The organism is Pseudoalteromonas sp. NZS71_1 (genome assembly GCF_015864305.1).
Lineage (GTDB): Bacteria > Pseudomonadota > Gammaproteobacteria > Enterobacterales > Alteromonadaceae > Pseudoalteromonas > Pseudoalteromonas arctica.
The window spans coordinates 60,447-73,785 of record NZ_JADYXM010000008.1 but is presented as its reverse complement, the minus strand read 5'-3'; the positions used below and the strand labels follow the sequence as shown (position 1 = coordinate 73,785).

Here is a 13,339-nt window from a genome sequence, read left to right as displayed (position 1 = left end):
AGTTTAAAACTCCCAGCTATTATTTGCTAAAATCTCTTCACTCAAACCTATTTGTTTTCCCATGAGCTATAAACTAAGACCTTACCAGCAAGAAGCCGTAGAACGCACCGTTTTACACTTTAGAAAGAGTAATGATCCTGCCGTTATTGTACTACCAACCGGCGCAGGTAAGAGTTTGGTTATTGCTGAACTTGCCCGTATTGCTAAGCAAAAAATATTAGTACTTGCTCATGTAAAAGAGTTGGTAGAGCAAAATTCGCAAAAATATAAAAGTTTTGGTTTAGAGGCGAGTATATTTTCAGCAGGTTTAAAAGAAAAGTCATTAAACCATCAAGTAACCTTTGCCAGTGTGCAATCACTTTCTCGTAATTTAAATAAATTAAATGAGCATTATTCGTTACTTATTATTGATGAATGCCACAGAGTAAATGGGGATAAAAAAAGCCAGTACGGAAAAGTAATAAGTAGTTTAAAAGAATATAACCCTCAGTTAAAAGTATTGGGTTTAACAGCAACACCTTATCGGCTAGGGACGGGGTGGATATACCATCATCATTATCATGGCTTTGTTAAAGGGACTAATGAAAGCCTGTTTAAAAGTTGTATTTTTGAATTGCCGCTCAGGTATATGATCAAACATAATTATTTAACGCCGCCAAACGAAGTTGATGCAGCGATTAGCCATTATGATTTTTCGTCTTTAGATAGCAATGCATTTGGGCAATATACGACTGATGATATGAATGCGCTTTTAAAAAACAGTGAGCGCGCAACGAAAGCGATATTACAGCAAGTAATTCAATACAGTGAAGAGCGTGAAGGTGTTATGGTTTTTGCAGCCACGGTAATGCATGCTCAGGAAATATTAAGCTACCTACCAGCTCATCAAAGTGCACTTATAACAGGTGATACGCCAAACACTGAGCGCGATAAAATCATTAAGCAATTTAAAGCTAAGCAATTAAAGTATCTAGTTAATATATCGGTACTAACAACCGGCTTTGATGCGCCACATGTCGACTTTATAGCTATTTTAAGACCTACAGAATCAGTTAGTTTATATCAACAAATTGTGGGGCGAGGTCTCAGGTTATCTGAATCAAAAACGGATTGCTTAGTAATAGATTATGCCGGCAATGGTTTTAATTTATTTCACCCAGAAGTAGGCGATAAAAAAGGCGATAGTGATAATGAACCTGTGCAGGTACTTTGTCCTGGCTGTGGTTTTGCGAATATATTTTGGGGTAAAACTGATTCCGCAGGAAAAGTAATCGAGCACTTTGGCAGGCGCTGTAAAGGGCTGTTAGAAGATGATGATGGGCATAAAGAGCAGTGCGATTATCGTTTTAGGTTTAAAGAGTGTGAGCAGTGCGGTGCCCAAAATGATATTGCTGCACGTAAATGCCATGATTGTGGCGCGGTTATGGCCGACCCTGATGATAAGTTACGTAATGCATTAAACTTAAAAGACGCACTTGTGCTTCGATGTAGTGGGTTATCGGTAACTCAAATTAAAGATGAACTTATTAAAATAACGTATTTTGATGAAGATGGTGCAAGTTGCGATGAAGTATATAACCTCGCAAATAAAGGCGGGCAATTTATATTTAATAAGCAATTTGGTCAACGTGTGGGGCTTGGGCAAACACCTATTAATTTTAAAACTGCAGCGCAAGTAGTAAACGCACAATTTGAATTAGTACCACCGGATTTTGTTATTGCACGAAAAAGCAAAAAGTATGGTTGGAAAGTGGCTGATAAGCTATTTGACTATAAAGGGGGTTTTAGAAAGGCAAATCAGTTAAGCCGCTAAGCTTAACTGATAGAGTACATTGAACTAATACAATTAAAAGGCAACTAAGCCTCGTCACCGTCCATTAATCCCCAGCCATCACCGTATCCATTAAAGCTATTAGCAATACTTTCAATGTATTGCTCTGCTTGTCCTAGAAGGGTGTGCTCTGGCACCATTTGTACTTGAGTGATTACTTCCCAAACGCCAGTGTCTTTGCATTTTTCGAGCTCAGCATTTTGAACTAATGCATCAGAGACTATTTCTTTAGCAAATTTTTCAGCATCGGCTTCTTGTTCAAATAAAATAAAAAAATCGACTTGGTGCATTTTATTTAAATCAATGCCAGCAGCGGCTATTTCGGCTAAAAGTTGGCCGTTATCATCATCAGGGAATTGCATTAAAAACTCATTTAAAATTAATTTTTTATTCGTAGGCACTATTGTAACTAAAATATTGTCTTAACGCGTACTAATTTTAATTATGCTGATATTTATTCAAAGTTAAATTTACGCGTTAGATTGTTATTAAGTTAATGTGTTGCTCATTATGGCTATGCTAATATGCGGGTAATTAAACAGTTTTTTGTAAGATATTAAAAGTAAGGATATTTACTTGTTTATTAAGTTTTTACGTTGCATGTGTGTTGTGAGCGCTTTAATTGCGACAAATAGCTATGCGGCAGAAAAAGTCATAGAAGATTACGAAATTGAAGGGTTAAGTGGCGATTTAGAAAATAACGTAGCTCTTTACCTCAAGCAGTTAATTGGCGAGAAGCCAACCCGTACACTTCGCCGTTATGCTCAAAAACAAGTACAAAATAGCATCAAAGCACTTGGCTATTATAGCCCGACCGTCGAGGTTATTTATGATAAAGACGACAGCGAACTAATTGTTAAAGTTGAACGGGGGCCTGCAACTCGCATAGAAGCAATTAATATTACGCTAAACGGTGATGGTCAAAGCGATACCCAATTACAGGCATTGATTAAAAGCAATCACTTAAAGCAAGGTGATGTTTTAAATCATGGTAAATATGACTCTGCTCATAAAAAAATAGAATCTATGTTGCTGGAGCTTGGTTATTTTGATGCTAAGTGGCCAGCGCGCAAATTAGAAGTGTCGCTTAAAAAAAATAGTGCTGTTATTACTTTCATAATTGATACCGGAGTTAGGTATGAGTTTGGCGATATACAAATTGCCAGTAGTACACCCGCTGAAAAATACATACGCTCTATAGCGCCTTTCTCGCAGGGCCAACCTTATAAATCAACACATATTGCTGACTATAACTTGGATTTATCAAGTACCCCTTATTTTGCCAGTGTACGTGTTTATGCTGACATTGCAGCGCGCAAAAACAGCCAAGTACCGATTAAAGTTGAAGTATTACCCAAGCCAGCTAACAGCTATGAAATTGGCGGTGGTTTTAGTACTGACTTAGGGCCCAAGGTGCGTTTTAAATGGAGTAAACCGTGGATCACAGAAGACGGCCATTACCTCGAAACTAATTTAAATGTGGCACAAAAGCAGCAAGATATTTCCATGGCTTATACAATTCCGGTTGATGATCCTAATGATGATTTATGGCGATTCTCTGTCGGTTATAAATTAGAAGATGAGCTCACAAACGACACTTACAGTGAAATATTAACAGGGCAAGTTCAGCGCCAATGGTTGACCGAAAATAAGTGGGTGCGTACTGCATTTTTACGCCGCGACCAAGAAACCTACCGTATTGGTGATGAAGACGAAGAAAGTACCGAAATGTTAATGCCGGGCATTAGCTACGCGCGCAAAAAATCAAAAGGCGGCACGACTCCCTATTGGGGAGAGCAGTGGCTTATATCTGCTGAGTTTGGCTTAGATGATGTGCTTTCGAGTACTAATCTGATTAGGGTGCAAATGCAACATGCATGGCTACGCACTTATTTTGACCGCCACTTGGTTTTTTTAAAAGCGAATGTGGGAGCAATGCTTGTTGATGATATTAACAACGTGCCATTTTCACTTCGGTTTTACGCAGGTGGCGATCAAAGCGTTCGTGGTTTTGCGTACCAATCAATTTCGCCTGAGAACGATGACGGCGAGCTAATAGGTGGTAAGTATTTACTATCGGGCACGATGGAATATAACTACCAGTTTGCTAAAAATTGGCGAGCAGCTTTATTTGTTGATGGTGGTACTGCGACTAATGATTTTTCTGATGATTTTGAAGTAGGTGCTGGTTTTGGTTTTCGCTATTTAACACCCGTTGGCCCAGTGCGTATAGACCACGCTTGGGGATTAACAAAAGAAAGTAAAAGCACACGTTTAAGTATTACCATAGGGCCAGAAATTTAATGTCAGTATTAAAAAAGATAACAGCCGCCGTAAGTGCTATTTTTGTCACGTTAGTTGTTGCACTATTTTGTTTGTTATTTACCGCACCCGGTAATCAATTTATTGCTTATAGTGCAAACAAAGCGGTAGATGGACTACATATTGAAATTAAAGATGGCCGTTTTATTTATAATGATGCCTTTAATATACGCTTTGCTAGCAACGGATTGGACTTTAATGCACAACAATTGAAAATTGATTTGTTTTGGTGGCAGTGCGATGGAATTTGTATAGATAACTTAAGTGCTAAATCTATAAATTTAACATTACCAAAAACTGCAGAGTCACAAGAAGAAGCCGCGGCAGAGCCGCTTGAAAAAATCAGCTTACCTTTTAATATTGCTGTAAAAAACATTGCGATCAATAAATTTACTCTAGAGCATCCAAGTGCAAACGTAAGCGTTAATAACTTTAAACTCTCAGCAAAAGCAGAGGGTTCAAAGCTGACGGTTAAAAGCCTGAATATTCCCACCATACTTGTTGCCTTAAAAGAGCAAGAACAAGATGCGAAAACACAAACGGCGCAAAATACTCAAGCGCCTTTAACGCACCTACCCGCATTGCCTAATATAGAATTTACTTCGCCACTTGATTTAGTTGTTGAAGACTTTGAAATAGCTAAAATTACGATTGAGCAAAACGAAGCCCAACATGTTATTGAAAACATCTCGCTGCAATTAAGTGTGGAAGATGCGGTTATTAATTTAGAGTCATTCTCAGCAAAGTATGAACAGTGGCAGCTTAATACGCATCTTAATGCTGAGCTTGCAGGGAATTTGCCCGTGAAAGGGGATGTTGTTTTACAAAGTGACGAGTATCAAGCCAATTTGCAGTTAAATGGCGATTTATCAAATCTAAACTTAAATTTAGAAACACAGGGGCAATATCCTCTTAGTTTAACGGCAACGGCAAATTTAAAGCAGAAAAACTATCCGTTTGAGTTAAATGGCAAAATTAAACAGTGGCTTATTGATGCACAAAGTAATGAGCTTAAAGTGCGAAATGTAAGCCTTAACGCACAAGGTAATGCTGACGACTATCAGCTTAGCCTTCAGGCGAATAGCCAACTAGGCGCGTACCCAGCTGTTGACTTAAATACCCAATTAAAAGGCAGTCTTACCAAAGCAACTTTACAAGCGCTAAGCATTAAAGCGAACGAAAGCAGTGCAACTATAAAAGCCAATGTTGATTGGCAAAAAGGAATACAGGCTAACTTTAATGGCACGCTTGCTAACTTAAAAGCGCAGTACTTAACTGATGCCGCTACCAGTGATATTTCAGGACAGTTTAAAGGCTCGTTCAATGCAGCTGACGACAAGTGGCAGCTACAAATGAATAATACAAAGTTAAGCGGATTACTTAACGACGTGCCACTAGAATTTGCCTCAAACTTTAAGCTAGACAACACGTTAAAAGCTAATATTGATAGCTTTTATTTAAGTAGCGGCACCAATAAATTAGCACTAAGCGGGCAAGTTGACGATACTTGGCAGGTTGATGGCAAAGTAACGCTAAAAAGTGATGAAAAAGCTAATATTCCATTTACTGCTGACGGCAACGCAAATTTAAAAGTAAGGGGGGAAAGGTTAATGCCCTCTGTTGATTTAGCACTAATACTCGATCGCTTTATTTTTGATGAAATAAATATTAATAAATTATCAGTAAAAGGGCAGTTAGATACCGCAGCCGATTGGCAAACCGATGTTTCGGTAAGTGTTGGTTCGGCGCTTGTGGCCGAACAGCAAATTGATAGCGTTAAAATTGATATTAGCGGCGACAAAACAGATCACCAACTTACGGCATCTGTAGATGCTGAGCAAGGCAGTATAGAGCTTGAAGTTAATGGCAAAATTAATAATACCACTTGGAATGGCGAGCTTAGTAATGTAACGCTTAGCGATAAAAAGCTTAGTTTTAGTAATACTAAAAATATTGCCATTATGATTAATACACAAAGTGGCGACTTTGATGTAAGTGCACATTGTTGGGCATCTGAGCAAAGTAAATTATGCATAGACACCTTAGCGCAGTCAAAAAATCTCGGTCAGCTAAATGCTAAACTAAGCAATTTAGCACTTGAGGAGCTTAAGCACTTTTTACCTAATAGCATTCGTACTCGCGGTAATATAGCTGGCGATGTAGCACTTAATTGGCAAAGCGGCGCGCTTAAAACATTACGCGCAAATATCGATTCTAGCGACTTAGAAGCAGTGCTAACCTCGGAAGAAGATCGTTTTAAATTACCAATCGAAACATTAAGTATTAGTGCGTTTTCGGATTCTCAAATTGGCAAGCTTGAAGCTAATTTAGAATCAAGTGTATTAGGCAAAATTAATACACAAATTAATATCGACGATATACAAAATACGCAAGCTCTTAACGGCACTATTAATATTGATAAAATACTCCTTTCAGACTTACAACCATTTCTTGAAACCCTCGAGCAGTTAAAAGGAGATATTAGCGGAAAAGTCGCGTTAGCAGGTACGTTAAAAGATCCATTATTAAATGGCGAGCTTAATGTGAGCGATATTAGTTTAGAGGGCGAGCAATTACCTATAGCGCTGCAAAAATCAAATATAAACGTATTGTTTGATAAAACAACAGCCACAATAAAAGGCAACTTAAACGACAATCAGGGCGGTAAAATAAATCTAACTGGTGATGTTGATTGGCAAGGTGCGCAACCTGCTGTAAATGTGGCGGTAGTTGGCGAGCAGTTTTATGTACGCGCGCAGCAAGGGGTTACTTTTAAAGTATCGCCAGATTTAAAAATAGGCTTGGCTAATAATGCACTCAAGCTTGCTGGTGAGGTAGTTGTGCCTTACGGTCGTATAATGATTGAAGAGCTTCCTGAGGGCGCGGTGCAAGTTAGCGATGATGAAATTATTGTTGATCAAAAAACCGAGGCCACAGAAACAGTCCCGTTTGATTACGACATAGATTTAAAAGTGATTGTTAAAAACGATGTAAAAGTAGAGTCGTTTGGCTTGGAATCAAAAGTTGCGGGTGATTTAGCGATAAAAATGAGTCAAGGTGCGCCAATCATAGCCACAGGTGAGCTTAACTTAATTGAAGGTACTTACTTAGCCTTTGGGCAAGATTTAATAATCAGCACCGGGCAAGTAGGTTTTAGCGGTTCAATTGAACAACCATTTTTAAATATTAAAGCAATACGTAACCCCGATACGACTGCAAATGGTGTCATTGCAGGGGTTACGCTCACGGGTAATGTTGAACAACCAACGCTTAAAATATTTTCTGAGCCTGCGATGGATCAAGCTCAAGCACTCGCATATTTACTTAATGGCCAACCTTTAGGCGATGGAGAAAGTTCGTCAAGCGATGCTATGCTTACGCAGCTATTACTCTCTCAAGGTGTTAGCCGCAGCGAAGGGGTTGTTTCTAAGGTAGGTGAAACCTTTGGGTTGTCAGATGTAAGTTTAAGCTCATCAGGTAGTGGTGATAGCACCAAAGTAGAAATATCAGGTTACGTAGCACCTAGCTTACAAGTTAAATATAGCGTGGGTGTATTTGATTCGCTCAGTGAAGTGGCTGTGCGTTATCAGTTACTTTCACAGTTATACATAGAAATAACGAGCGGCCTATACCAAAATGTTGATGTGCTATATAAGTTTGATTGGGAATAACCAAAACTATAATAATTATAAGGATATAAGCGATGAAAAAAATTATATTGCCAGCTCTGCTTAGTGTTTTGTTGAGTAGTTGCGCTCAAAAAATAGGCAGTGATGTTACTAATCAAGAGCTACCTTTATTGAGCGCGAGTGAAGTAATTGCTAGTGCAACAGATAATGACTGGCGAGTAGTGGACGCTCAAAATACTTTAAAGTTAACGCTGCCAACGGGCGATGCGTACATTGAACTTAATGAACTGCTTGCCCCAAAGCACGTTCAAAACATTAAAAAGTTAGCGCGAGAAGGGTTTTATAAAAATACTAGCGTTTATCGGTTTGTTGAAGGTTTTGTAGCGCAAGGCGGGGACAGCTCGGGTAAAAAGTTAATTAAAACGGCAGATAAAACAGTCCCTGCTGAGTTTTATTTAACAACAAACAAACCACTTTTAATTACTGAGCTAAATGGCGACGGATATGCACCAGTTACTGGCTTTTTAAACGGCTTTGCAGTTGCTCAAAACTCAGCACATACGCAAACATGGCAAGTGCATTGTAGTGGTGTGTTTGCAATGGCGCGCGATAACGATATAAATAGTGCGAGTACGGAGTTTTTTGTAACGATAGGGCAAGGCCCGCGCTACCTTGATAAAAACATTACGGTGTTTGGTCTAGTGCTCGAAGGTATAGATCATTTTAATCGTTTAGCGCGTACACCAACTGAAGGAAAAGCATTTAACCCAATTACAAATATACAAGTGCTTGGCGATGTACAAAGCGATAAAAGTATATTTAAAGTGATGAAAACAAACTCACCGGTGTTTAAAAACTTAATCAGTGCTCGTAAAAACCGTGTTGAGCCATGGTTTGTTAAAGCACATAATTACGTTGATGTGTGTGGTATGCCCATACCCACTAAGCGTGAAGTTATACCAATCCGCAATAATACTTAATCATTTTGCGGGGCTAAACGTGTCGCTACCTGCGTTAAAAGATTCTCATTTACGACTGCATGGATGCAGAAGGTAGAGCAATGCAGGAGCAATTGCCGAGAACAACTAAATAGCGAATTTTTTGCCTAGCTATCAACACGTTTTCCCAGCCTCAAAATAGCTCACTTAATTAAGCGAATTGGTATTAATTAAATATACAAATAGAAAAGGAGCCTAGGCTCCTTTTTTAATATTCATATTCCAGTTTAAAATAACCTACTGACGATTAATTTTAACTGCAAATGGCGTGTCGTTATAATGCGTAGAGCGGTACGGGTTTATATCAAGCCCGCCGCGACGAGTATAACGCGCGTAAACCTCTAACTCTTTAATATTAAGTTGTGTTGTTAAATCGCTATAAATACGCTCAACACACTGCTCATGAAATTCGTTATGTGTTCTGAATGAAATTAAGTAACGCAATAACGACTCACGACATATTTGCTCGCCTGTGTATCTTACAATCACACTTGCCCAGTCAGGCTGGGAGGTAATTAAACAGTTCGATTTAAGTAAATGGCTATAGAGCGTTTCTGTAACTACGTTATCACTTTTTGCTTTAAGTGAATTAGCATCAATATCGTAATTATTAATCTCAATATCTAAGTCATCAATACATTCACCTGGCAGCGCTGTACACGGTAAGCAATTGTAATCATCAGGATTATATAAAGTCACTTTGACAGGGCTGTTAACCGCGTTTGATAAATCATCAATTAAATGCTGTTTTACTATATCAATGCTTTCAAATCGGGTTTGGTTAAAGCTATTCAAGTAAAGCTTAAACGACTTTGACTCAATAATATGGCTGCTTTGGCACTCAAAGGTAAATAAGGCTACGGCAACTTGCGGTTTACCTTTATTGTTTAGCCATGAAAGCTCGTAACCTGTCCAAATATCTTGGCCTTTAAATGGAAGCTCTGCTTCGTCAATATTTAAAGCATCACGATTTAGTTTGCGCGCAATAGGGAAAAGCAAGCTTGGCGTGTACACATCTACATACTCAGTAGATTGGCCTAATACGCTACCTTTAAGGTCTGGAGAATTGCTGTAATCTGTCATGTTTGCTCTTAAATAGTTACAATAGGGACATTATATCTAATTTAAATGAGTTTCACAGTATGTCTGTTGCATTGCTTATAGAACAACTTCATCAAACATTTAGCGAAAATATCCTGAAAAACACTACAAAGTACCCACTTATTGCGCACGACGAACAATGGCCAAGCCCATGTGAAGTTGGTGAGGTTGACGAGCAAGGAAACATTCAATGGCAGGGGGCGCGTCAGCAACCTGCAGGTTCGCTTAATGATTTAGCCAGTGCACTTGAGCTTGAGTTTCCAAAAGAGCTTAGCGAGCTATATGGGCATATGTACGGTGGAAGCATTTCAGCAAGTATTGATGGGCATCAGGTTGAATTACTACAAGCATGGAACGAAGAAGACTTTAATTTGTTACAGCAAAATATAACGGGTCACGTTTTAATGAAACGCAAGCTCAAGCAGCCAGAAACGGTATTTATTGGTTTAACAGATCAAGATGATTTACTAGTGAGTGTATTGGTGCACACTGGTGAAGTATGTTTAGAGCACGTAGGCAAAAAAACACACCATGTACTTGCACCTAACATTAATGCTTTTTTAAAGGCATTAGAGGTTTAAAACGTGTTTAATAAATCAGCTTAGCGTTATCACTAAGCTGATTTTTAGAGCCATTACTAGGGCGTGTTGACCTTTCGTGGTTGATTTTGCAGCTGTATGTTTGGTTTTTAGGCAAGGCAGAGCCTATGTAGTGTGGTTACTCCCCATAAATAGGCGATAACGAAGCATAAATGCCAAACATGCCTGCCCTTTGGGTTCTTTCTAGGGACGATTTACTCTTTGTTGCTCGGTTTTTACTTAGCCCACTAGGTTACAAACCTCGCGCCGCGATTAAATCGCCCCTAGATTGAACAAATTTCAATCCACAAAGGTCAACACGCCCTAATGGTTACTGAAAATCCCACGATATATTAGACACTAAGCCACACGGCTCACATCTAAAATCGAATAACCCAAACCACGATTCAGGTAATTTCCAGTCGCCATGACAGCTAGGGCATTTTCGTTCAAGTTCAGACGCTTTATCTACGCCGCCTACACGGTATAAATAATAATAGGTTGGCTTTTTAGTTAAAAAACTAATTCGCTTTGTTATGTCTTTTCCGCGTCTGTATAAGTCGCTTTGGATACTCGATATTTCTTCAAGTGCCGGAAACTCACAACGGGTTGCGCCATTAATTTGAATTTGATCGCAGGCTTGCCAATCTTCTTGCCATTTTATAAGCGTTTTATAGTCACCATTAGCAATTGCCGGAATACGAAATAACGGCACAGGCAAAAAGTCATCACCACAATAAAGCGGGCTACACGTATGCACATAGGTTGTGTATAAAATATAACTTGATGGTTCTTTACAGCAGTCAGCGCCGTTGGAGTGAATATCTTGCCCAATCACTTTTACTTTTGGCGCAAGTAGCCCCGCACTATGTAACTTTTCGATACTGTGCTTAACAAACGGGCTGTTATTTAGCGGGTGCATTGCATCTTCAGTAGGGCACATTACACGGGTAATAAAAAATCCATCTTTTAAAACGGTTGGAAATTCTTCGCCCATTATTTGACCATTAAAACGCAGTGCATTTACTAAGCGATTTATTGCTTGTTCGGCTTGTTCTAGGGTGGTGTCTTGGTAGCAATCAAAAGTTAAATCAACAACGAACATTTATAGTCTCAAATTATTTTTGTTCTAGCAGTGCAAGAAGTTTATCGAGTTTTTGCTCAATTCTATCTAATTGACTTGTTTTAAGCTCAGTACTATCTGACTGCTGTGGGTTTCTCATGAAGTTATTTATTGAATCAGGATTGTTTTTATATTGGCTTACTGCTGCAATAATCATCGGCATAGGAACCGGTTGCGCCAAACGGCTTTTAGTTAGTGCTACAGTAGGGGTTTTGCCTTCATCAAGAAGGGCTTTAATTGCATCAAATACAACTGAATTCATTAGATATATAACTCTTTAATAAAATAAATACGCAGCATATAAATGCTGCGCAGATGCTATGTTAGCAATAAATAAGGGAGGGTACATTAAATAAAATTACTTACTTTGACGAATGCGTACATCTAACTCGTCAATTACTTCACTCCAATCACCGTCTTGTGCAAGCGATTCAGCTAAAAAGTGCTGTTGTGCCTCATCCCAAAAAGAAGCTTCTTGGAGTAGTGTTGTGTCTTCTAATTCATGTGAGGCAATAAATGCATCTATTTGTTCATCAGAATTAGGTAATCCAAGCTGTGCAAATAGTGTATTGATGTCGTGTTTAGTCGTATCCATGATATTGCTCCTTTAAACGAATGAAAACTTATTCTAAGGATTAACTCTACTCCTAGCTAGTTAAACTCTCGCTGAATTTACGGTTAATAATTTTAGGTATATAGTTAGGTATAAAGTTAAACAGTCTACAGCTAAAATAATAAAGGAAATACAATGAGTGTAACCACGCCAGCTGATACGTTCAGCGTACAGTATTTAGCCGCAGAAGATATTAGCACTGCAGCAAGCCTAATTTATCAGGCTTATCATGACGATCCTGTATTACAAAACATGCTTAGCTACAATGACGAAAATAAATCAGTATACGAAAAAAAATTACGATCATTAATTCGCGAAGAGCTCAGTAGTTTTTGGCAAGAAAAGCAGCCATTAATTGGTTTATACCGCAACGATAAATTAAAAGCAGTAGCGTGTGTATTTGAATCTAATAGCCAATTACAAGCGCAGCGTTATTGGCACTGGCGTTTAAAATTAATGCTGAGTGCGGGCTACTTACAAACAAATCAATTAATAGATAAAGAACAAACAATTAGAGATGCCCTTAAAGAGAAGGGCAATTACTACTTTTTAGCTTTTATTGCCGTAGATCCACATTTTCATGGGCAAGGGTTTGGTCGTTACTTACTACGAGGGCTTGATGATTTAGTTAAATGTAACGCTGAGTCAACGGGGATGGCTGTATTTGTAACGCGTAAAGAACACACTGAATTTTTTAAAACCGAAAAGTTTGAAGCATTTAAACACCTTACTTTTAACCAAGTAGAGGGCGAGTTACTGTTTAAATCAATAATTGAGCCAACTATTTCAAATTATGATGTAAGCCAATGCGCCCAAACGGACATAAGGCCGTGAGATATATCTCACATTATCGTGAGCATTGTCAGTTAAAGGCTATTAATATGCAGCCTTTTTTCATTCAAGCTATTGTTATTTAAAGTTTATTTTTATTTTTCATTTTTGTGACGTTTATTTATTTAGTGTTAAGTCCTATTTCTCCCCCCTGATTGCTTTAAACTTCTCTTTGTCAAGACGACATAGCTCAATGATTGAGTTACTGCCAAGGATACGGAATAGGCAACATAGCAGACGCTAGCAGGAAGCATAAAGGACAAGCTAAAACGGATACAAGGAAGAATAAGGAAGTGCATGAAGCACTTAGTAG

At 38.6% G+C, this 13,339-nt stretch carries 11 protein-coding genes; 6 read left to right on the top strand and 5 right to left on the bottom strand.

Going from position 1 to position 13,339, the window contains the following annotated elements; genetic code table 11:
- The first annotated feature begins 61 nt into the window (after positions 1 to 61).
- The gene (locus tag I6F43_RS12865; protein WP_197102660.1) at positions 62 to 1,813 is read left to right on the top strand and encodes a DEAD/DEAH box helicase; all 1,752 of its coding nucleotides are present in this window, start codon (positions 62 to 64) and stop codon (positions 1,811 to 1,813) included.
- Positions 1,814 to 1,857: 44 nt separating this feature from the next.
- Here the strand turns inward: I6F43_RS12865 and I6F43_RS12860 are convergent, their stop codons facing one another.
- Positions 1,858 to 2,193, bottom strand: coding sequence for a ribonuclease E inhibitor RraB (locus I6F43_RS12860; protein ID WP_007378192.1), 336 nt, complete (start codon positions 2,191 to 2,193; stop codon positions 1,858 to 1,860).
- A gap of 214 nt (positions 2,194 to 2,407) precedes the next feature.
- Here I6F43_RS12860 and I6F43_RS12855 point away from each other — a divergent pair, with 214 nt between their 5' ends.
- The 3 genes from I6F43_RS12855 to I6F43_RS12845 are packed head-to-tail and all read left to right on the top strand — an operon-like array spanning position 2,408 to position 8,762.
- Entirely contained in the window at positions 2,408 to 4,135 is a 1,728-nt protein-coding gene (locus I6F43_RS12855) for an autotransporter assembly complex protein TamA (protein ID WP_010553690.1), read from the top strand.
- A complete protein-coding gene (gene tamB / locus I6F43_RS12850; RefSeq protein WP_197102658.1) occupies positions 4,135 to 7,824 on the top strand; it encodes an autotransporter assembly complex protein TamB in 3,690 nt (1,229 codons plus the stop codon). Before I6F43_RS12855 ends, tamB begins: the two co-directional genes overlap by 1 nt.
- A 32-nt stretch (positions 7,825 to 7,856) precedes the next feature.
- Positions 7,857 to 8,762, top strand: coding sequence for a peptidylprolyl isomerase (locus I6F43_RS12845; protein ID WP_197102656.1), 906 nt, complete (start codon positions 7,857 to 7,859; stop codon positions 8,760 to 8,762).
- Between the two features lie 255 nt (positions 8,763 to 9,017).
- On the opposite strand, the gene queF is transcribed toward I6F43_RS12845, so the two are convergent.
- Entirely contained in the window at positions 9,018 to 9,863 is an 846-nt protein-coding gene (gene queF, locus I6F43_RS12840) for an NADPH-dependent 7-cyano-7-deazaguanine reductase QueF (protein WP_197102654.1), read from the bottom strand.
- Positions 9,864 to 9,922: 59 nt separating this feature from the next.
- On the opposite strand from queF, the gene syd reads away from it, so the two are divergent.
- Entirely contained in the window at positions 9,923 to 10,462 is a 540-nt protein-coding gene (syd, locus tag I6F43_RS12835) for a SecY-interacting protein (protein WP_197102652.1), read from the top strand.
- Between the two features lie 328 nt (positions 10,463 to 10,790).
- On the opposite strand, the gene I6F43_RS12830 is transcribed toward syd, so the two are convergent.
- The 3 genes from I6F43_RS12830 to I6F43_RS12820 all read right to left on the bottom strand — a co-directional run bounded on the left by I6F43_RS12830 (position 10,791) and on the right by I6F43_RS12820 (position 12,177).
- Complete coding sequence (locus I6F43_RS12830; protein WP_010553685.1) at positions 10,791 to 11,564, bottom strand: Zn-ribbon-containing protein; 774 nt, start codon at positions 11,562 to 11,564, stop codon at positions 10,791 to 10,793.
- Between the two features lie 13 nt (positions 11,565 to 11,577).
- On the bottom strand, positions 11,578 to 11,844 hold the full coding sequence (locus I6F43_RS12825; RefSeq protein WP_010553684.1) for a hypothetical protein: 267 nt from the start codon (positions 11,842 to 11,844) through the stop codon (positions 11,578 to 11,580).
- Positions 11,845 to 11,940: 96 nt separating this feature from the next.
- Positions 11,941 to 12,177 carry a DUF2789 domain-containing protein gene (locus I6F43_RS12820; RefSeq protein ID WP_002958240.1) on the bottom strand — a complete coding sequence of 79 codons (237 nt, stop codon included), beginning with the start codon at positions 12,175 to 12,177 and terminating at the stop codon, positions 11,941 to 11,943.
- A gap of 153 nt (positions 12,178 to 12,330) precedes the next feature.
- Here I6F43_RS12820 and I6F43_RS12815 point away from each other — a divergent pair, with 153 nt between their 5' ends.
- A complete protein-coding gene (locus I6F43_RS12815; RefSeq protein WP_197102651.1) occupies positions 12,331 to 13,029 on the top strand; it encodes a GNAT family N-acetyltransferase in 699 nt (232 codons plus the stop codon).
- The last annotated feature ends 310 nt before the right edge of the window (positions 13,030 to 13,339 follow it).